Annotated in this window: 18 protein-coding genes; 12 read left to right on the forward strand and 6 right to left on the reverse strand. The window is 71.7% G+C overall.

The genetic code is table 11. From position 1 onward, the window contains the following. The first annotated feature begins 2 nt into the window (after window positions 1-2). From ACFY3I_RS19045 to ACFY3I_RS19055, 3 genes are read left to right on the forward strand one after another with little or no spacing between them, the layout of a single operon-like run. Window positions 3-1,805, forward strand: coding sequence for an asparagine synthase-related protein (locus ACFY3I_RS19045; RefSeq protein WP_390861575.1), 1,803 nt, complete (start codon window positions 3-5; stop codon window positions 1,803-1,805). An 8-nt stretch (window positions 1,806-1,813) separates the two neighbouring features. Further along, the gene (locus ACFY3I_RS19050; protein WP_390861576.1) at window positions 1,814-2,074 is read left to right on the forward strand and encodes a lasso peptide biosynthesis PqqD family chaperone; all 261 of its coding nucleotides are present in this window, start codon (window positions 1,814-1,816) and stop codon (window positions 2,072-2,074) included. Continuing rightward, window positions 2,071-2,505, forward strand: a complete 435-nt coding sequence (locus ACFY3I_RS19055) for a lasso peptide biosynthesis B2 protein (RefSeq protein WP_390861577.1) — start codon at window positions 2,071-2,073, stop codon at window positions 2,503-2,505. Before ACFY3I_RS19050 ends, ACFY3I_RS19055 begins: the two co-directional genes overlap by 4 nt. A 75-nt stretch (window positions 2,506-2,580) precedes the next feature. Here ACFY3I_RS19055 and ACFY3I_RS19060 read toward each other — a convergent pair whose 3' ends face one another. The 4 genes from ACFY3I_RS19060 to ACFY3I_RS19075 are packed head-to-tail and all read right to left on the reverse strand — an operon-like array spanning window position 2,581 to window position 8,223. Next, window positions 2,581-3,741 (reverse strand): acyl-CoA dehydrogenase family protein, encoded by a 1,161-nt coding sequence (locus ACFY3I_RS19060; protein WP_390861578.1) that lies wholly within the window; start codon window positions 3,739-3,741, stop codon window positions 2,581-2,583. 5 nt (window positions 3,742-3,746) lie between these two features. Beyond that, a complete protein-coding gene (locus ACFY3I_RS19065) occupies window positions 3,747-4,682 on the reverse strand; it encodes a hydroxymethylglutaryl-CoA lyase (protein ID WP_390861579.1) in 936 nt (311 codons plus the stop codon). Then, complete coding sequence (locus ACFY3I_RS19070) at window positions 4,679-6,595, reverse strand: acetyl/propionyl/methylcrotonyl-CoA carboxylase subunit alpha (protein ID WP_390861580.1); 1,917 nt, start codon at window positions 6,593-6,595, stop codon at window positions 4,679-4,681. Before ACFY3I_RS19070 ends, ACFY3I_RS19065 begins: the two co-directional genes overlap by 4 nt. A gap of 11 nt (window positions 6,596-6,606) precedes the next feature. Further along, the gene (locus ACFY3I_RS19075) at window positions 6,607-8,223 is read right to left on the reverse strand and encodes a carboxyl transferase domain-containing protein (protein ID WP_390861582.1); all 1,617 of its coding nucleotides are present in this window, start codon (window positions 8,221-8,223) and stop codon (window positions 6,607-6,609) included. A gap of 87 nt (window positions 8,224-8,310) precedes the next feature. Here ACFY3I_RS19075 and ACFY3I_RS19080 point away from each other — a divergent pair, with 87 nt between their 5' ends. From ACFY3I_RS19080 to ACFY3I_RS19105, 6 genes are all read left to right on the forward strand, one after another. Next, a complete protein-coding gene (locus ACFY3I_RS19080) occupies window positions 8,311-8,913 on the forward strand; it encodes a TetR/AcrR family transcriptional regulator (RefSeq protein WP_390861583.1) in 603 nt (200 codons plus the stop codon). 51 nt (window positions 8,914-8,964) lie between these two features. Then, window positions 8,965-9,549 carry a Uma2 family endonuclease gene (locus ACFY3I_RS19085; protein ID WP_390861776.1) on the forward strand — a complete coding sequence of 195 codons (585 nt, stop codon included), beginning with the start codon at window positions 8,965-8,967 and terminating at the stop codon, window positions 9,547-9,549. Window positions 9,550-9,689: 140 nt separating this feature from the next. Beyond that, complete coding sequence (locus tag ACFY3I_RS19090) at window positions 9,690-10,847, forward strand: acyl-CoA dehydrogenase family protein (RefSeq protein ID WP_390861584.1); 1,158 nt, start codon at window positions 9,690-9,692, stop codon at window positions 10,845-10,847. A gap of 35 nt (window positions 10,848-10,882) precedes the next feature. Next, on the forward strand, window positions 10,883-11,749 hold the full coding sequence (locus ACFY3I_RS19095) for an acyl-CoA thioesterase (RefSeq protein ID WP_390861585.1): 867 nt from the start codon (window positions 10,883-10,885) through the stop codon (window positions 11,747-11,749). Window positions 11,750-11,759: 10 nt separating this feature from the next. Next, on the forward strand, window positions 11,760-12,737 hold the full coding sequence (locus ACFY3I_RS19100; RefSeq protein ID WP_390861587.1) for a cation diffusion facilitator family transporter: 978 nt from the start codon (window positions 11,760-11,762) through the stop codon (window positions 12,735-12,737). 123 nt (window positions 12,738-12,860) lie between these two features. After that, window positions 12,861-13,181, forward strand: a complete 321-nt coding sequence (locus tag ACFY3I_RS19105) for a hypothetical protein (protein WP_390861588.1) — start codon at window positions 12,861-12,863, stop codon at window positions 13,179-13,181. 100 nt (window positions 13,182-13,281) lie between these two features. On the opposite strand, the gene ACFY3I_RS19110 is transcribed toward ACFY3I_RS19105, so the two are convergent. Continuing rightward, window positions 13,282-14,070, reverse strand: a complete 789-nt coding sequence (locus tag ACFY3I_RS19110; protein WP_362574226.1) for a phosphatase — start codon at window positions 14,068-14,070, stop codon at window positions 13,282-13,284. A 65-nt stretch (window positions 14,071-14,135) separates the two neighbouring features. After that, the gene (locus ACFY3I_RS19115; protein ID WP_390861590.1) at window positions 14,136-15,683 is read right to left on the reverse strand and encodes a PucR family transcriptional regulator ligand-binding domain-containing protein; all 1,548 of its coding nucleotides are present in this window, start codon (window positions 15,681-15,683) and stop codon (window positions 14,136-14,138) included. A gap of 124 nt (window positions 15,684-15,807) precedes the next feature. Here ACFY3I_RS19115 and ACFY3I_RS19120 point away from each other — a divergent pair, with 124 nt between their 5' ends. The 3 genes from ACFY3I_RS19120 to ACFY3I_RS19130 are packed head-to-tail and all read left to right on the forward strand — an operon-like array spanning window position 15,808 to window position 19,973. Next, complete coding sequence (locus ACFY3I_RS19120; protein WP_390861591.1) at window positions 15,808-17,265, forward strand: sodium:solute symporter; 1,458 nt, start codon at window positions 15,808-15,810, stop codon at window positions 17,263-17,265. Between the two features lie 57 nt (window positions 17,266-17,322). Then, a complete protein-coding gene (gene speB / locus ACFY3I_RS19125; protein ID WP_365292096.1) occupies window positions 17,323-18,291 on the forward strand; it encodes an agmatinase in 969 nt (322 codons plus the stop codon). Then, window positions 18,288-19,973 (forward strand): thiamine pyrophosphate-binding protein, encoded by a 1,686-nt coding sequence (locus tag ACFY3I_RS19130; protein ID WP_390861593.1) that lies wholly within the window; start codon window positions 18,288-18,290, stop codon window positions 19,971-19,973. Before speB ends, ACFY3I_RS19130 begins: the two co-directional genes overlap by 4 nt. Window positions 19,974-19,976 lie beyond the last annotated feature (3 nt).

Raw genomic sequence — 19,976 nt, forward strand, 5'->3', positions numbered from 1 at the left:
TGATGATGTCGACGTTCGTGGTCTTGCCGGACACGGCTGCTGCCGCGGTGATGCGAGCGCGTACGGCGCTCGCGTCACCGCGGGTGGTTTCGCACGCATCAGGTCGGCCCTGGTTGGTGGGTTCCTGGGCGGACGACCGGATCACGGTGGCCACGGCGGGCCCGTTGCGCGTAGCGGTGATCGGTGAGTGCCCCATCGGTGAGGAGCGGCTCTCGGAGTTGGCTGCGGCGGTCACGACCATCGCCGACGTGGACGGACTGGCTTCACTGATGCCGGGCTTCGCTCACCTGATGGCGTCGATGGACGGCCAGGTGCGCGCGCAGGGCAGCATCAGCGGGCTCAGCAGGATTTTCTACGCACGCCTCGACGGCGTCGACGTGGCGTCCGACCGGGCCGATGTACTCGCGGAGATGATCGACGCAGCTGTCGACGAGCAGTCCTTGGCTGTGCGGATGGTCGGCGGTATTGCCCTGGCACCTCCCCTGAACGAGCGAAGCATGTGGGCAGGAGTCTCGTCGCTGCCTCCGGAGCGGTCTCTCATGTGGACCGGGGACCGGGTCGGCGAGAAAGTGTGGTGGAACCCTCCCGCGCCGCACCTGTCACTGCGGGACGGCGCAGCCGGCGTGCGAGAGGCACTCACCGCGGCGGTGGGGGATCGTCCGCCGGTCCGCGGGCGTACGAGTGCTGATCTGTCCGGCGGAATGGATTCGACGTCGCTGTGTTTTCTGGCGGCCCGCCGGGCACCGACGTTGCTGACACTGCGCTGGGCCGAGGCCGATGCGGCCAACGACGACGCCGATTTCGCGCGCCAGGCCATCAGGGCACTGGACCGCGCCGAGCATCTGGTGGTCACGCAGCGCGAGCTTCCCTCGATCTTCGACATGGACGGCGTACCGGTCGAGACCGAACAGCCCTTGGTCACCACCCGTGCGGTTGCTCGATTGCGCCACAACGCAAAGCTGCTGGCTCACCGCGGATCTCGTCGGCATCTGGCGGGTCATGGCGCGGACGAATTGTTCGTGCCCTCTCCGGGCTACCTGGCCCCGCTGCTGCGGCACCGCCCCCTGCTTGCGCTCCGACGACTGCGCGAGCACCGGGCACTCAGACGCTGGCCACTGCGCCCGGCGCTCGCGGGCATGCTGCGGCCGGGAACCGTGGCTGACTGGTGGCACGCCCAGGCGAACAACCTCGGCGTCCCCCGCACACAACGGGCACCGGCGATGGGCTGGGGTCTGCACGCCGTACAGGTTCCGGAATGGATCACCCCGGCGGGTCGCGACCTGATCCGCCAGGCGCTGAGGCACACCGCGCGGCAGGCCCAGCCGCTGAGCGATGACCTCGGTCAGCATCAGACTCTGCTAGCGGTGCGTACCACCGCGGCCCACTACCGGTTGATATCGCGGATCTACGCCGACGCCGGCGTGCACCTGGACCTGCCCTACTACGACCAGCGGGTGATCGACGCCGTCCTACGGGTTCGGATCCATGAACAGGCCGATCCACGGCGCTACAAGCCGCTGTTGGCCGCGGCGATGAACGGCATAGTCCCGTCGAGGATCCTGGGCCGGGCCACCAAGGGCGAGTTCGGTCAGGACCTGCGCAGCGGACTCGCCGACAACCTTCCCGCGATCCTGGAACTCTTCGCCGACTCCGCGCTGGCCGAGCGTGGACTCATCCATGTCGACACGCTCCGTAACCGCCTCTTGGCGCCCCAGCGCGACCTCACCGTGGTCTTCGCATTGGAAGCTCTGATCGGCTGCGAACTCTGGCTGCGTACCATCACCTGCCCCCGCCCCACAGCCTAGGGAACACGATGCACCTGCACCTGCACCCTGACGTGGTCACCACCGAGACAGACGACGGCGCTGTCCTGTTGAACCTGAAGACCGGACGCTACTTCCAGCTCAACGCCACCGGCTCGGGCGTGCTGCGGCAACTGCTCGACGGCTGCGCGCCCGACGACATCGCGACCGCACTCGCCGATCGTCACAAGATCCCGTCCGAGCGCGCCGAAAACGACGTTCGTGCCATTCTCGACCAGTTGAGTGCGGCGGGCCTGGTGGTGACCTCGTGAGCGTGCCTGTCGCGCTGGCGGAACGGCAGCGGCTCCCCGCACACAGACGAGCACTACCGCTCCTGGCCGTCGCTCTCGCCCGCCCCTTGGGCACCATCCGACCAGCACGGTTGCGCCGGATCCTGGAACTCACCCGCCGTGGTGCCAAGCCCGCCACCGCCGACCAGGCACTTGCCGCACGCCAGGCGGTGGTATCGGTCAGCCTGCGCTGTGCCGGGCAGCACTGCCTGCAGCGCTCCATCGCCGTTGCCCTGCTGTGCCGGTTCCGGGGCGTGTGGCCGACGTGGTGCACCGGGGTGCGCACGCAGCCTTTCGCCGCCCACGCCTGGGTGGAAGCCGAAGGCCAACTTATCGGCGAGCCCCATCCGCAGGGCCACTACCGGCCGCTTCTGGCCATCGGTCCCGCACCCCGCAAGCGCCCCGATCTCTAGAGCGGAGACGCGCCCGCCCGGTGCACGGGCGGGCGCGTCGGGTCGTTCGGTCGTTCGGGATGGAGACCGGTGGGATCAGCCCACCAGGCCCAGTTCCCTCGCGATCAGCATCCGCTGCACCTCGCTCGTGCCCTCGCCGATCTCCAGGATCTTGGAGTCGCGCCACATGCGGGCCACCGGGTACTCGTTCATGAAGCCGTAGCCGCCGTGGACCTGGGTGGCGTCACGCGCGTTGTCCACGGCGACCGTGGAGGAGTACAGCTTGGCCAGGGCCGCCTCCTTCTTGAAGGGCTCACCGGCGACCAGCCGGGAGGCCGCGTCGCGCCAGGCCAGGCGGGCCGTGTGGGCCTTCATCTCCATGTCGGCGATCTTGAACTGGATGGCCTGGTTGGCGCCGATGGGCCTGCCGAAGGCGTGGCGCTCCTTCGCGTACTTCACCGACTCGTCCACGCAGCCCTGCGCGAGGCCGGTGGCGAGGGCCGCGATGGCGATCCGGCCCTCGTCCAGAATGCGCAGGAACTGGGCGTAGCCGCGGCCCTCCTGGCCCAGCAGGTTGGCGGCGGGGACCCGGACGTCGGCGAAGGACAGCTCGCGGGTGTCGGAGGCGTTCCAGCCGACCTTGGAGTAGGGGGCGGCGACCGTGAAGCCGGGGGTGCCCGACGGGACGATGATGGACGAGATCCGCGGCTTGCCGTCGGACTTGCGGCCGGTGACCGCGGTGACGGTGACCAGGCCCGTGATGTCCGTACCGGAGTTGGTGATGAAGCACTTGGTGCCGTTGATCACCCACTCGCCGGTCTCCTCGTCCAGCCGGGCCGTCGTACGGGTCGCGCCCGCGTCGCTGCCGCCGTCGGGTTCGGTGAGGCCGAAGGCGCCCAGGATCTCGCCGGCGCACAGGCGGGGCAGCCACTCCCGCTTCTGCTCGTCCGTGCCGAAGAGGTGGACGGGCATGGCGCCGAGCGAGACCCCGGCCTCGAGGGTGATCGCCACCGACGAGTCGACGCGGGCCAGTTCCTCCAGGGCGATGCCGAGGGCCAGGTAGTCGCCGCCCATGCCGCCGTACTCCTCGGGGAACGGCAGTCCGAACAGGCCCATGCGGCCCATCTCGCGGACGATCTCGTAGGGGAACTCGTGCCGCTCGTAGAAGTCGCCGATCTTCGGCGCCACGACGTCGTGGGCGAACTCCTCCACCGTGCGGCGGAGTTCGTCCAGTTCGGGGGAGAGGCGGTGGTCCATGGTCGTCACTCCTGGTGGGAGAGGGCGCGGACGGTGCGGGACGGGCTGGGTCGGCCCAGTCGTTCGGCCATCCACACGCTGGTGGCGGTGAGTCTGCCGAGGTCGACTCCGGTCTCGATGCCGAGGCCCTGGAGCATCCAGACCAGGTCCTCGGTGGCGAGGTTGCCGGTGGCGGACTTGGCGTACGGGCAGCCGCCGAGCCCGCCGGCGGACGCGTCGACCGTCGTCACGCCGTGTTCCAGGGCCGCGTAGGTGTTCGCGAGCGCCTGGCCGTAGGTGTCGTGGAAGTGCACGCCGATCACGTTCGTCGGCACGCCCTCCTCGTTGAGCAGGGAGAGCAGTTCCAGGACGTGGCCGGGGGTGGCCACGCCGATGGTGTCGCCGAGGCTCAGCTCGTCGCAGCCCATGTCGTGCAGTGCCCGGCAGACCCGGACCACCTGGTGGAGCGGTACCGCGCCCTCCCAGGGGTCGCCGAAGCACATCGAGACGTAGCCGCGGACGTGGGCGCCGGCGTCCTTCGCCTGCCGGACGACCGGGTCGAAGACGGCCAGCGACTCGTCCACCGTGCGGTTGAGATTCGCCTTGGCGAAGGACTCGGTGGCACTGGCGAAGACGGCGACCCGGCGGGCGCCGAGGGCCAGCGCGCGGTCCAGGCCGCGCTGGTTGGGCACCAGGACGGGGAGTTCGGCCCCGACGTCCGTGACGAGCGGGAACAGGTCCTCCGCGTCGGCCAGTTGGGGCACCCATTTCGGGTGGACGAAGCTGGTCGCCTCGATCGTCGTCAGGCCGGCGTCGGCGAGCCGGTGGATGAACTCGGCCTTCACCGCCGTCGGGACGGCCGTCTTCTCGTTCTGCAGGCCGTCGCGGGCGCCGACCTCGTGGATCCGGATCCGGGCGGGCAGGTCGGTCGCCGGTACGACCATGGGAAGCGGCAGTGTCATTTCTCCTCCTCCACCGGGTTGACGACGGCCAGCACCTGGTCCATGGCGACCGTGGCGCCCGGCTTCACGTCGAGTTCGGCGACCGTGCCGGCGTGCGGGGCGGAGATGACGTGCTCCATCTTCATCGCCTCCACCACCAGCAGACTCTGGCCCGCCGTGACCTCGTCCCCGACCGACACCTTCACGACCGTGACCGTGCCCGGCATGGGCGCGGTGAGGGAGTCGGCGCCGGCGTGCGCGGCCCGGTTCAGGGACGCGGCGACCGGGTCGTGGTCGCGGACCTGCCAGGCGTCGCCGTCCCGCCCGATCCAGTCGGCGGTGTGCAGGAAGGTGTGGCGGACGCCGTCCAGGGTGACCGCCACCCGGTCGTCGGTGACGGAGTGCGCGCCCCGCGGGACGTACTCCACCGGGTCCTGCACCCGCAGGTGGAAACCGACCGGCCTGGGGGTGCCGCCCAGCCGCCAGCCGCTCGGCACCGAGAAGGGGTCCGTCCAGCCCGCACCGGCGGCGGGCCGCAGCGCGTCCAGCCGTACGGCCGCGGCCGCCTCGTACACCTCGTCCGGTACGTCGGTGCGGACCAGCTCGTCCACCACCCGCTCGACCAGACCGGTGTCCAACTCGCCCGCCACCACGGCCGGATGGCCGAGCAGCCGGCGCAGGAACCCGGCGTTGGTCTGCACGCCCAGCGTGACCGTCTCCGCGAGGGCCGCGCGCAGTTTGCGGAGCGCGGTCTCCCGGTCCGGGCCGTACGCGATCACCTTGGACAGCATCGGGTCGTAGAGGCTGCCGACCTCGGTGCCCTCGCTGAGCCCGGAGTCGGTGCGGACACCGTCCCCCGAGGGCTCGCGCAGCATCAGCACCGTGCCGCCGGTGGGCAGGAAGCCGCGCGCCGGGTCCTCGGCGCAGATCCGGGCCTCCACCGCGTGCCCGGTCAGCCGGACGTCCTCCTGCGCGAACCCGAGCCGCTCGCCGGCCGCCACCCGCAGCTGCCACTCCACCAGGTCGATTCCGGTGACGAGTTCGGTCACCGGGTGCTCCACCTGGAGACGGGTGTTCATCTCCATGAAGTAGTACGACGAGGGGTCGCCGCCGGGCACGATGAACTCCACCGTCCCCGCGCCCCGGTACCCGCAGGAGCGCGCCGCCTGCACCGCGGCCTCGCCCATCGCGGCCCGGGTCGCCTCGTCCAGCAGGACCGACGGCGCCTCCTCGATCACCTTCTGGTGCCGGCGCTGGAGCGAGCACTCGCGCTCGCCGAGGTGGACCACGTTCCCGTGGCCGTCGGCCAGCACCTGGATCTCGATGTGCCGGGGGCGGTCGACCCACCGCTCGACGAGGAGGGTGTCGTCGCCGAAGGAGGCGCGGGCCTCGCGGCGGGCGGCGGCGATCTCCTCGTCCAGCAGAGCCAGGTCCCGCACCAGCCGCATGCCCTTGCCGCCGCCGCCGGCGGACGGCTTGAGCAGCACGGGGGCACCCAGCGCGCGTGCGGCCTCGGCGAGTTCGGGATCACGGCCGCCGGGCACCACCGGCACCCCGGCCGCGCTCACCGTCTCCTTCGCGCGGATCTTGTCGCCCATCAGCGCGATCGCGTCGGCCGGCGGGCCGATGAACACCAGCCCGGCCTCCTCGCAGGCGCGGGCGAAGGCCGCGTTCTCGGCGAGGAAGCCGTAGCCGGGGTGGACCGCCTGGGCACCGCTGACGGCGGCGGCCGCCAGCAGCCGCTCCACGGACAGATAGCTCTCGCCGGCCGGTGCCGGACCGAGCCGTACCGCCGTGTCGGCCTCCCGGACGTGCCGCGCGTCCGCGTCGGCGTCGGAGTACACCGCCACCGAGCGCACGCCCAGCGAGCGCAGTGTGCGGATGACCCGGACGGCGATCTCGCCCCGGTTGGCCACGAGTACGGTGTCGAACACGAGTCCCCTCCTCACATCCGGAAGACGCCGAACTGGGGGTCACCCAGCGGCGCGTTGCCACAGGCCGTCAGGGCGAGGCCCAGCACCTGGCGGGTTTCGAGGGGGTCGATGACCCCGTCGTCCCAGAGCCGGGCGGTCGCGTAGTAGGCGTTGCCCTGGCGCTCGTACTGCGCGCGGACGGGGGCCTTGAAGGCCTCCTCGTCCTCGGCCGGCCACTCCTCGCCGCGCGCCTCCAGCTGGTCGCGCTTGACGGTCGCCAGTACCGACGCGGCCTGCTCGCCGCCCATCACGGAGATCTTGGCGTTGGGCCACATCCACAGGAAGCGGGGGGAGTACGCCCGGCCGCACATGGAGTAGTTCCCCGCGCCGTACGAGCCGCCGACCACCACGGTCAGCTTCGGCACGCGTGTGCAGGCCACCGCCGTGACCATCTTGGCGCCGTGCTTGGCGATGCCGCCCGCCTCGTAGTCGCGGCCCACCATGAAGCCGGAGATGTTCTGCAGGAACACGAGCGGGATGCCGCGCTGGTCGCACAGCTCGATGAAGTGGGCGCCCTTCTGGGCGGACTCGGAGAACAGGATGCCGTTGTTGCCGACGATCCCGACCGGGTGGCCGTGGATCCGGGCGAAGCCGGTGACCAGGGTCTGCCCGAACTCGCTCTTGAACTCGGCGAACCGGGAGCCGTCGACGATCCGGGAGATGATCTCGCGCACGTCGTAGGGGGTGCGGGAGTCGACCGGGACCGCGCCGTAGAGGCCGTAGGGGTCGACCTTCGGCTCGACGGCCGGGGCGAGGGTCCAGGGCAGTTCGCGGCGGGCCGGGAGGGTGGCGACGATGTTCCGGACGATCCGCAGCGCGTGCGCGTCGTCCTCGGCGAGGTGGTCGGTGACGCCGGAGACCCGGGAGTGCACCTCGCCGCCGCCCAGCTCCTCGGCGGTCACGACCTCGCCCGTGGCGGCCTTCACCAGCGGCGGGCCGCCCAGGAAGATCGTGCCCTGGTTGCGGACGATGACGGCCTCGTCGCTCATCGCCGGGACGTAGGCGCCGCCGGCGGTGCAGGAGCCGAGGACGGCCGCGATCTGCGGGATCCCGGCACCGGACAGCCGCGCCTGGTTGTAGAAGATCCGCCCGAAGTGGTCGCGGTCCGGGAAGACCTCGTCCTGCATCGGCAGGAAGGCGCCGCCGGAGTCGACCAGGTAGAGGCAGGGCAGCCGGTTGTCGAGGGCCACCTCCTGCGCCCGCAGGTGCTTCTTCACCGTCATCGGGTAGTACGTGCCGCCCTTGACCGTGGCGTCGTTGGCGACGATCACGCACTCGCGCCCGCTGACCCGCCCGATCCCGGCGATCACGCCGGCCGCCGGGGCCGCGCCCTCGTACATCCCGTCGGCGGCCAGCGGGGCCAGCTCCAGGAACGGCGAGCCGGGGTCCAGCAGGGTGTCCACCCGGTCCCTGGGCAGCAGCTTGCCGCGCGCGGTGTGCCGGGCCCGCGCCTTCTCGCCGCCGCCCAGCGCGGCCGCGGCGAGCTTGCCGCGCAGCTCCTCGACGAGGACGCGGTGCGCGTCCTCGTTGGCCCGCCAGGCCTCCGAGGCGGGGTCGGCCGCGCTCGTCAGCTCCGGTGCCTGGTCCATGCCCGCGATCCCCTCACTTTGTTAATGAGCGTTAACGCATTCGTCCTCAGGTTAACGACCGCTAACCTCCCTGTCTAGAATTGCCTCATGGTCACGAGAACCGATGCCCCGACCCGGCGTGAGCAGATCCTCAAGGAGGCCGCCCGGCTCTTCGCCGAGCGCGGCTTCCACGGTGTCGGGGTGGACGAGATAGGCGCCGCGGTCGGCATCAGCGGGCCCGGTCTGTACCGGCACTTCGCGGGCAAGGACGCGATGCTCGCGGAGCTGCTGGTGGGGATCAGCGGCCAGCTGCTGACGGGCGCGAAGCGGCGGCTGGCGGAGGCCGACGGGGAGGGTGCCCCCTCGGCGGTCCTGGACTCCCTCATCGAGGGGCACATCGACTTCGCCCTGGACGACCGCCCGCTGATCACCCTGCACGACCGGGAGCTGGACCGGCTGCGTGACAGCGACCGCAAGCTGGTGCGCCAGCTCCAGCGCCAGTACGTCGAACTGTGGGTGGAGGTGCTCCGCGAGGTCTACCCCGCCCTCCCGGAACCCGCGGCCCGTTCCGCGGTCCACTCGGTCTTCGGCCTCCTCAACTCCACCCCGCACCTCGGCCGGCCCGGTTCCCTGCCGGGCCGCGGGGTGACGGCGGTCCTGCTGCACCGGATGGCGCGGGGCGCGTTCGAGGCGGCGGCGGACGCCGACTGAGCCGAGGCGCGGGCCGGTGCCGTACCGTCTCGCTACGCTGAATCCATGGGCATGGACTACGCGAAGATGCGCGCGATCGCCGAGGCGCTCGGCGCCTACGCCGAGCGGCTCGAAGGGGCTTGGCGCGTCGAGATCGGCCCGTCCGGCCCGATACTGGCCATGATGTGCCCGTCGAAGCGGCACGAGGGAACGGCCCACCGCATCCGCGAGCAGCTGAACAAGCAGGTCCCGATCACTAATCCGGGTTACATCCGTGCCACCGGTCCCGAGATCGAACACCCCGCCCTCGGTCGTATGCGTCTCCCCGACGCGGTCGTCATCCCCGAGGAGGCCCTCGACGAGGAGGGCATGGCCGTCGACGCGACCCAGGTGCTCGCTGCCGTCGAGATCGTCTCGCCGTCCAATCCGAACAGCGGCTACGCCGAATACGACGAGAAGCTCGACGACTATCCGGCCATGGGCATCGGCTATTACATGATCGTCGACCCGCGCACCGGCACGATCGAGGTGCACTCCGAGCCGTGCAAGGGCCGCTACACCCGCAAGGACCCGTACATCTACGGGGACTCGGTGCCGTTCGGTCCCTGGGTGGTGGAGACCTCCGCCTTCCGCCGCTACGGCAAGGCCGGTGACTGACACGTTCCGCCCGCCGGGTCCGGCGTGATGAGCGTTACCCCCTCCTCGCGGCTCCCGCCCTGGACCCGCCTGCCTACCCACCGGTACGGTGAAGTCTGAGCAAGCGCTTAGACATGAAATCGTGCCAGGAGGTGTCGGCCGTGCGCCGTACGTTGTTCAACGAGGATCACGAGGCGTTCCGGGAGACCCTCCGCGCCTTCATCGAGGCCGAGGTCGTACCCGTGTACGACGACTGGTTCAAGGCCGGTCAGGCGCCCCGCGACTTCTACTACAAGCTCGCCGAGCTGGGCGTCTTCGGCATCCGCGTCGACGAGGAGTACGGCGGCGCCGGCATCGACTCCTACAAGTTCGAGGCCGTCCTGTACGAGGAGACCGCCCGTGCCGGCGTCTCCTTCGGCGGTTCCGGCGTGCACGTCCTGCTCGGCCTGCCGTACATAAAGCTGCTCGCCACCGACGAGCAGAAGAAGCGGTACCTGCCGAAGTTCGTCTCCGGCGAGGAGATGTGGGCCATCGCGATGACCGAGCCGGGCACCGGCTCCGACCTCGCCGGCATGAAGACCACCGCCAAGCTCTCCGAGGACGGCACCCACTACGTCCTCAACGGCGCCAAGACCTTCATCACCGGCGGCGTGCACGCCGACCGCATGATCGTCTGCGCCCGTACCTCCGCGCCCACCAAGGAGGACCGCCGCCACGGCATCTCCCTGTTCGTGGTGGACACCAAGGCCGAGGGCTACTCGGTCGGCCGCAAGCTGGACAAGCTCGGCCTGAAGACCTCCGACACCGCCGAGCTGGCGTTCGTCGACGTCAAGGTCCCGGTCGAGGACCTCCTCGGCGAGGAGAACAAGGGCTTCTACTACCTCGGCCACAACCTCGCCTCCGAGCGCTGGGGCATCGCCTTCGGCGCCTACGCGCAGGCCAAGGCCGCCGTCCGGTTCGCCAAGCAGTACGTGCAGGAGCGGGTGGTCTTCGGCCAGCCCGTCGCCGCCTTCCAGAACACCAAGTTCGAGCTGGCCGCCTGCCAGGCCGAGGTGGACGCGGCCGAGGCCGTCGTCGACCGCGCCACGGAGGCCCTCGACGCCGGTGAGCTGACCCCGGCCGAGGCCGCCAGCGCCAAGCTGTTCACCACCGAGGTCGCCCACCGGGTGATCGACCGCTGCCTCCAGCTGCACGGCGGCTACGGCTTCATGAACGAGTACCCGATCGCCCGCCTGTACGCGGACAACCGGGTCAACCGGATCTACGGTGGCACCAGCGAGATCATGAAGTCGATCATCGCGAAGAACATGGGTCTGTAAGGTCCACGTAATTACCAGCCAGTAGAAAAGGTGCCATGAACGAGGCACTGAACGATCTCCTCGATCTGCTCGACCTGGAGCAGATCGAGGAGAACATCTTCCGGGGCCAGTCCCGGTCCGCGGTGGTCCCGCGCGTGTTCGGCGGGCAGGTCGCCGCCCAGGCGCTGGTCGCGGCCGGGCGTACGGTCCCGGCGGACCGGCACGCCCACTCGCTGCACGCGTACTTCCTGCGCCCCGGTGACCCGGGCGCGCCCATCGTCTACACCGTCGAGCGGATCCGCGACGGCCGCTCCTTCACCACCCGGCGCGCGGTCGCCGTCCAGCACGGCAGGCCGATCTTCACCCTCTCGGCGTCCTTCCAGGTGTACGAGGACGGCCTCGACCACCAGATCCCGATGCCGCCCGCGCCGGACCCGGAGACCCTGCCCACCTCGGTGCAGCGGATGAGCGGCTACGGCCACCTGCCGGCCACCATGGTGGAGAAGTTCCTGGAGGCCCGCGAGGCGATCGACCTGCGGTACGTCGAGGATCCGCCGTTCGGCAGGTTCGGCGAGCCGCGCGACCCGCACAGCCAGGTCTGGTTCCGGACCAACGGCAAGCTCGACGACGACCCCCTGCTGCACGTCGTGCTCGCCACGTACGTCTCCGACATGACCCTGCTGGACTCCGTACTGCTCGCGCACGGCCGCGGCGGCTGGGCCGTGGGGGACGTCGTGGGGGCCTCGCTGGACCACGCCATGTGGTTCCACCGGCCTTTCCGCGCCGACGAGTGGCTGCTGTACGACCAGGAGTCCCCGTCCGCCCACGGCGGCCGCGGGCTCGGCCAGGCCCGGATCTACACCCAGGACGGATCACTGGCGATTTCCGTGATCCAGGAGGGTGTCGTCCGCGTCCCCCGGTAGAACTGGGGGCATGTCCGAAGCCGAACAGGGCGGCGCGGCCGTCCAGGGCGGGGGCGGCGACGAGAGCACCGTCACCGTGATCGTCGCCGCCGTCGCCAACCTCGGGATCGCCCTCGCCAAGGCGGTCGCCGGGGTGATCAGCGGGTCCAGCGCGATGCTCTCCGAGGCGGCGCACTCGGTCGCCGACACGGTCACCGAGCTGCTGCTCCTCACCGCCCTCAGACGCAGCGGGAAACCCGCCGACGAGGAACACCCGTTCGGCTACGGCCCCGAGCGGTACATCTGGGCCATGCTGGCCGCCGTCGCCACGTTCGTCGGCGGCGCGGTCTTCTCCCTCTACGACGGCGTCCACACCCTGGCCGAGGGCGAGCAGCCGGGCAGGCCCCTGGTGTCGTACGTCGTCCTCGCGGTCGCCTTCGTCCTCGAGGGGTTCTCCCTGCGGACCGGGCTCAGACAGGCGTACGGGCAGGCGGCCCGGTTCCGGATGTCGTTCCGGCTGTACCTGCGGCGCACCCCCGACACCGCCGTGAAGGCCGTGGTGATGGAGGACTCGGCGGCCCTCGTCGGGCTGGTGCTCGCGGCCGGCGGCCTGCTCGGCGGGCAGCTCACCGGCTCCGGCGTCTGGGACGGCCTCGCCTCCCTCCTGATCGGCGTGCTCCTGCTGTACGTCGCCTGGGTGCTGGGCCGCTCGAACGCCGAGTTCCTGATCGGGCGGCCGCTGCCGAGGCCGGTGCGCGAGCGGATCCGCGCGGAGCTGCTGAAGTCCGAGCACATCGTGGCGGTGCTGGAGCTGACCACCCTGGTGCAGGGGCCGGAGGAGGCGCTGGTCGCGGCGAAGGTGGACTTCCGGGACGTGTCGACGGCCGCCGAGGTCGAGCGGGCCTGCGAACAGGCCGAACAGCGGCTGCGGGCCGCGGTCCCGATGATCGGCCGGGTCTACCTGGATCCCACTCCGGGGCCCGTGACCTCGGACGATCACGAGCAGTGAGGGTCCGAAGTGACGGGTGACTTGTCCCGGATTAAGCTCTATGAGTGAAATGCCGCACAGTGCATGTGCCGCATAGCGGACGTGCCGCGTAGCGGACGTATGTCCGGCAGAAAGGTATTTCCCATGCGAGTACAGCGCGCGAGGCGCATCGCGGCGATGTCCGCCGCCGGCCTGCTGCTGGCCGGCGGGGCCGCGATCGGCGCCGCGGGTACCGCTTCGGCGGCCCCCGCCTCCTCCCACCAGAACGTGGTCACCGGCGGCTACGGCTGCAACTCCCGCTTCGGCGGGTTCAACAACTGCCGTGGCTACGGCGGCTACGGCGGCTTCGGCTACGGCGGGGTCGGCGTCGTCCCGGTCGTCCCGGTCGTGGTCGTCCCCACCGTCGGGTACGGCTTCGGCGGACTCGGCTACGGCGGCTTCGGCTACGGCGGCTTCGGGTTCTGAGCCGACCGAACGCGAACACTCCACTGAACTCAGGGTCTAGGCCAGGCCACGAGGTGCGGTTCCCGGCTCCGGGGGCCGCACCTCGCCCGTTTCCCGCCGCCTACGCCAGCCCCGCCTCCGACAGCAGGTAGGCGGTCATCGGGTCGTAGTACCGCGGGCTGAGCACGTGGTCGTCGAGCGGTACGGCCACCTGGAGGGTGCCCTCCGCCTCGGCGAGGAACAGCGCCGGGTCGTTGCAGTCGGCGTACCCGACGGAGTCCAGGCCCGCCTGCGCCGCGTACCCCGCCCAGCCGTGGTCGGCGACGACCAGGTCGGGGCGCGGGCGCCCCTCGCGCTCCAGGCCCCCCAGGATCGCCTTCATCGGCTCGCCGGAGTGGGTGTGCCACAGCGTCGCCCCGTGCTCCAGGACCGCCACGTCGGCGAACTGCATGACGTAGCCCTCGTCCGTCTGCAGCCCGTCCGGGATGACCACGATCTCGCAGCCTGCGGCGCGCAGCGCGGCCGCCGTCGCCCGGTGCACGTCGAGCAGGCCGCCCGGGTGCCCGGTCGCGAACAGCACCCGCTGCCGCCCCTCGGCCGCCTTGCGCAGCCGCGCGGCCAGCCGGTCCAGGCCGTCCACGGTCAGCTCCGGGTCGATGGTGTCCTGGCCGTACCGGTACTCGGGGTCGTCGTTCACCCCGACCCGCTCGGCCATCACGGCCAGCACGTCCTGCTCGTCGGTCCAGCGGTCGCCGAGTTCCAGTCCGAGCCACCAGTTGCGCTCGCCGTTGGCCAGCTTGCGGTAGTGGAGCAGGTTGTTCTCGCGGGGCGTGGCGACATCTCCCGCTATGCGGGTCTTCACGAGGTGCTCGACGAGCTCGGCGCGGCTGGGTGTCCCGGGTATCGGCATGGACCCATTGTGGGGCAGGCCACTGCGCGGTTCGCCCGCGTATCGCCCGCTGGGACGCGCGTCACTCATTCCTGCCGCAGCGCGAACCACAGCTCCATCCGTACGTCGGGGTCGTCGAGTTCGGTGCCGAGGAGGACCGCGCAACGGGCGATGCGCTGGCGCACGGTGTTACGGTGGACGGCCAGGGCCACCGCCGTACGGTCCCAGCTGCCGTGCAGCGAGAGCCAGGCGCGCAGGGTCTCGGTGAGGGCGGGGTGCTCCGCGAGGGGGCCGAGGAGGTCGCGGGCGTGGGCCCGGGCGTCCTCGCGGGGGACGAGGTCGTCGAGGCCGGGGCGGGTGCCGTGGCGGACCAGGGGGGTGCGGGTCGCCCGGGCCCGGGCCAGGGCGCGGGCCGCCTGGGCGTCGGCGCTCGGGAGTTGCTGTGCGGGTACGGGGGCGCTGACGCCCAGGGTCCAGCCGGGGTGCGGTGCGGGTGCGCGGTCTCCGGGAGCAACGATGCGGACGACTTCCCCCACGGGGTCGATGAGCGGCGAGCCTAGTGCGGCGCCCAGTGCGGTGGCGGCGAGGAGGTCCGGCGGGTGCGGGTGGGTGGGGGCTTGTCGCGCCCCGCGGCGGAGCCGCATGTCGGCAGGGTCCCGCGCCCCCGGGCGGTCGGTGCGGTCCCGTGGGTCGTTCCTGCGGGCGTGCACCACGGACCAGCTGTCGCCTTCCCCCAGCAGCGGGGCGGCCTCCTCCGCCGTGCCGCCCAGCAGGAGCCGTACCAGGGCCGCGGTGCGGGCCGCGCCGGAGCCGCTGTGCTGTTCGCCGACGAGGAGGGTGAGGAGGACCGTGGCCACCGAGGCGATGGTGTGGTCGCCCGGTTCGCGGGCCGGGGTGGCCACCCCGAGGACGAAGCCGGTGCCGAGGGCGTAGGCCGCCAGGTGGGTGCCCGCCGTGGCGTGGGTCGCCGAGGCGGGGGTGCCGGGGCCGGACGGACGGACGACCGCGCAGAGCTCGGCCAGGGACCCGCGCACCCGGTCCTCGAGGTCCGGGCCCGCCGACGCGATCTCGGCTCCCTCCGGCCCGTACAGCGCGGCCCGGCCGCCGAGCCGCTGGGCCAGCTGCCGGAGCACCGACGGCACCGGGTCGGGACGGGCGGCCGCGGCCGCCAGGCTCTGCTGGGCCTCGGTGACCCGGCGCAGTTCGGAATGGCGGGCCCGGGCCATCAGCTGCCAGACGGCGCGCGCGACGGCGGTGAACGGGGTCCGCGGCGGCACCTCCAGCAGCGGGAGGCCGTGGCGGTCGCAGGCGGCGACCAGGGCGGGCGGGACCGTGTCGTGGACGGGAGCGAGGCCGAAGCCGAGGGCGGCACCGCCCGCCGCCACGATCCTGGACACGTAGTCGTCGAAGTACGTCCCGCGGTCCGCCGCGTCCGGGATGTGCACCCCGGCCGTCAGCAGCAGCTCGCCGCCCAGCAGGTACGGGTAGGGGTCGGACATCTCCGAGGTGTGGGCCGCGTGGATCACCAGGGCGGGGTCGGACGGGCCGGCGACCCGGCGCAGGGCGAGGTCCTCGCGGGCCAGCAGCGCGGCGAGCGGCACGGCGGGCGTGGGCGGGACGGCGGGATCCGGCATGGTGTGCGTTCCCTCCATCCGGCCGGGCTCGAATGGATGAAACGTACACTTCGCAGTCGCTTTCCGGCCACCTAGTGTCGATGCACGTCGTCCGACCGCGCGTACGCGACCGAGGGAGGTCCCCATGGCCGTCGACTACACAGTGATCGTGCTCTATCTGGCCGGCATGCTGGCCATGGGCTGGTGGGGCATGCGCCGCGCCAGGTCCAAGAGCGACTTCCTCGTGGCGGGCCGCCGCCTGGGGCCCGCCATGTACTCCGGCACCATGGCCGCGATCGTCCTCGGCGGCGCGTCCACCATCGGCGGCGTGGGCCTCGGCTACCGGTACGGCCTCTCCGGCGCCTGGATGGTCTTCACCATCGGCCTCGGACTGCTGGCCCTGTCGGTCTTCTTCTCGGCCCGGATCGCGCGCCTGAAGGTGTACACGGTCTCCGAGATGCTGGACCTGCGCTACGGCGGCCGGGCCGGCGTCATCTCGGGCGTCGTGATGTGGGCGTACACCCTGATGCTGGCCGTCACCTCGACCATCGCCTACGCCACCATCTTCGACGTCCTCTTCGACATGAACCGGACCCTCGCGATCGTCATCGGCGGCTCGATCGTCGTCGCCTACTCGACGCTCGGCGGCATGTGGTCCATCACGCTGACGGACATGGTCCAGTTCGTGGTGAAGACCATCGGCGTCCTGCTCCTGCTGCTGCCCATCGCGGTGGTGAAGGCGGGCGGCTTCTCCGAGATGAAGGCGAAGCTGCCCACGTCCTACTTCGACCCGCTGGGCATCGGCGGGTCGACGATCTTCACCTATGTGCTGATCTACACGTTCGGGATGCTCATCGGCCAGGACATCTGGCAGCGCGTGTTCACCGCCCGCGGCGACCGGACGGCGAAGTGGGGCGGCACCGTCGCGGGCACCTACTGCCTGGTGTACGCGCTGGCCGGCGCCGTGATCGGTACGGCCGCCAAGGTGATGTACCCGAAGCTGGGCAGCCCGGACGACGCGTTCGCGACCATCGTCAAGGACGAACTCCCGGTCGGAGTGCGGGGACTGGTGCTGGCCGCCGCGCTCGCCGCCGTGATGTCGACCTCCTCGGGCGCGCTGATCGCCTGCGCGACCGTCGCCAACAACGACATCTGGTCCCGGATCCGGGGCCGGGCCGGGTCCGGTGACCACGACGAGGTGCGGGGCAACCGGGTCTTCATCCTGATCATGGGCGTCGCGGTGATCGGCACGGCGATCGCGCTGAACAACGTCGTCGAGGCGCTGACCGTGGCCTACAACCTGCTGGTCGGCGGCCTCCTGGTGCCGATCCTCGGCGGGCTGCTGTGGAAGCGCGGCACGGTCCAGGGCGCCCTCGCCGCCGTGACCGTCGGCGGACTCGCGGTGATCGGCCTGATGGCGGGCTACGGCATCCTGGCCAACAAGCCGGTCTACTACGGACTGCTCGCCTCCCTGGCCGCGTACGTCGCCGTCTCCCTGGCGACCAGGCCGACCGACGCGACCGTGCTGGCCAACTGGCGGGAACGGCTCGCGGGCCGCGGCGCCCCCGAACTCGTGTCCGAACCGGTCCCGGCCGCCCAGTAAGGTCGTAGGCGGAAGCAGTACATACGCGAAGAAGCGTAGGAAAGAAGGCATGACCTCATGAGCAGCAACGAGACGCCCCGCGGGCCCGTCGACTCGTCCCGGATCCCGCGGTACGCCGGTCCCGCGACCTTCGCCCGGCTGCCCCGGCTCGACGAGGTCGGCACCGCCGACGTCGCGGTGGTCGGCGTGCCGTTCGACTCCGGTGTCTCGTACCGGCCGGGCGCCCGCTTCGGCGGCAACGCCATCCGCGAGGCGTCCCGGCTGCTGCGCCCCTACAACCCCGCGCAGGACGCGTCCCCGTTCGCCCTGGCGCAGGTCGCCGACGGCGGCGACATAGCGGTCAACCCGTTCAACATCAACGAGGCGGTCGAGACGATCGAGGCGGCGGCGGACCAGCTCCTCGGCACCGGTGCCCGGCTGATGACGCTCGGCGGCGACCACACCATCGCCCTGCCGCTGCTGCGCTCGGTGGCGAAGAAGCACGGCCCGGTCGCCCTGCTCCACTTCGACGCCCATCTGGACACCTGGGACACCTACTTCGGCGCCGAGTACACCCACGGCACCCCGTTCCGCCGGGCCGTTGAGGAAGGCATCCTCGACACCTCCGCCCTCTCGCACGTCGGCACCCGCGGCCCGCTGTACGGCAAGCAGGACCTCACCGACGACGAGAAGATGGGCTTCGGCATCGTCACCTCGGCGGACATCTACCGCCGGGGCGCCGACGAGGTCGCCGACCAGCTGCGTCAGCGCATCGGCGACCGCCCCCTCTACATCTCGATCGACATCGACTGTCTGGACCCCGCTCACGCCCCGGGCACCGGCACGCCCGAGGCCGGTGGTATGACGTCCAGGGAGCTGCTGGAGATCCTGCGCGGACTCTCCTCCTGCAACCTGGTGTCGGCGGACGTCGTCGAGGTGGCCCCCGCGTACGACCACGCGGAGATCACGTCGGTGGCGGCCTCGCACACCGCCTACGAACTGACCACGATCATGACCCGCCAGATTGCCGAGGCTCGTTCGAAGTGACCCACGACCACGACCTGGTACTCCGCCCCACCCAGGCGCAGACCGCAGCCGCACTGAACCCGCCGGCCGGCCGCAACGGCGGGGACCTGGTCGTGGAGACGCTCGCCGGGCTCGGCGCGACCACGGTCTTCGGCCTGCCCGGCCAGCACGCCCTCGGCATGTTCGACGCCCTGCGCCGCTCCTCGCTGCGCTACGTCGGCCTGCGGGTGGAGAACAACGCGGGCTTCGCGGCGGACGCCTACGGCAGGGTCACCGGTGAGGCGGCCCCGCTCCTGCTGTCCACCGGCCCCGGCGCGCTGACCTCGCTGGCCGCGCTCCAGGAGGCGGCCTCGGCCTCCGCGCCGGTGCTGGCGATCAGCAGCCAGATCCCGACGGCCGGCCTCGGCGGCGGCCGCCACGGCTACCTGCACGAACTCCCGGACCAGGCGGCCTCCTTCCGGGGCGTGGTGAAGTCCGTCCACACCGTCCGCACCCAGTCCCAGATCCCCTCGGCGCTCGCGGCGGCCTGGAAGTCGGCCCTGACGGCGCCGCACGGCCCGGTGTGGGTGGAGATCCCGCAGGACGTCCTGCTGGCGCCGACACCGATCCCCGTGGTGACCGCGATGGACGCCGGCCCCGACGAACTGCCGCCGCGCCCCGAACTGACCGCCGTCGCCGCCGACCTGCTGTCCCGTGCGGCCCGCCCGGCGATCATCGCCGGCGGGGGAGTGGTACGGGCGGACGCCTCGGGCAAGCTGCGGCAGCTCGCCGAGGCGCTGAACACGCCGGTGGTCACCACCTTCGGCGGCAAGGGCGCCTTCCCCTGGAACCACCCGCTCTCCCTCCAGTCCTGGCTGGAGGACCGCCACACCACCGACTTCCTGGAGGACGCGGACGTTCTCCTGGTCGTCGGCTCGGGGCTCGGCGAACTCTCCTCCAACTACCACACGTTCAAGCCCCGGGGCCGGGTCGTCCAGATCGAGGCGGACCCCGGCAAGCTGGAGTCCAACCATCCGGCGCTCGGCATCCACGCGGACGCCCGGCTCGCCCTCCAGGCCCTGCTGGAGACGGTGACCCCGCGCGCCGACGACACGGCCGCCGACCGGGTACGGGAGCTGCTGGCCCGGGTCGCGGAGCGCATCGCCGCCCAGGAACTCACCCTGGAGCAGGACGTGCTGGCGGCGGTCCGCCGGGCCCTGCCGGCCACCTCCCCGTCCTTCTGGGACATGACGATCCTGGCCTACTGGGCCTGGTCGGCGTTCGACCCGCGGGGCACCAACCTCATGCACTCGGCCCAGGGCGCGGGCGGTCTCGGCTACGGCTTCCCCGCGGCACTCGGCGCGGCCGCCGCCGACCCCACCCGCCCGGTCCTCGCCGTCTCCGGCGACGGCGGAGCCCTCTACTCCATCGCGGAACTCGCGACGGCACGCCAGCACGACCTCCCGGTCACCTGGCTCATCGTCGACGACGGCGGCTACGGCATCCTGCGCGAGTACATGACCGACGCCTTCGGCGAGCCCACGGCCACGGAACTGTCCCGCCCCGACTACGTGGCCCTGGCCGAGTCCTTCGGCGTCCCCGGCGTCCGCACCACGCCCGAGACCCTGGAGACGGACCTGGCGAAGGCGCTGGCCGCCCCGGGCCCCTCGGTGGTCGTACTCCCGGCCCTGCTGCGCATGTTCGCCCCCACCCACCTGGGCTGAACG

The sequence above is a fragment of the Streptomyces sp. NPDC001068 genome, assembly GCF_042897315.1.
Lineage (GTDB): Bacteria > Actinomycetota > Actinomycetes > Streptomycetales > Streptomycetaceae > Streptomyces.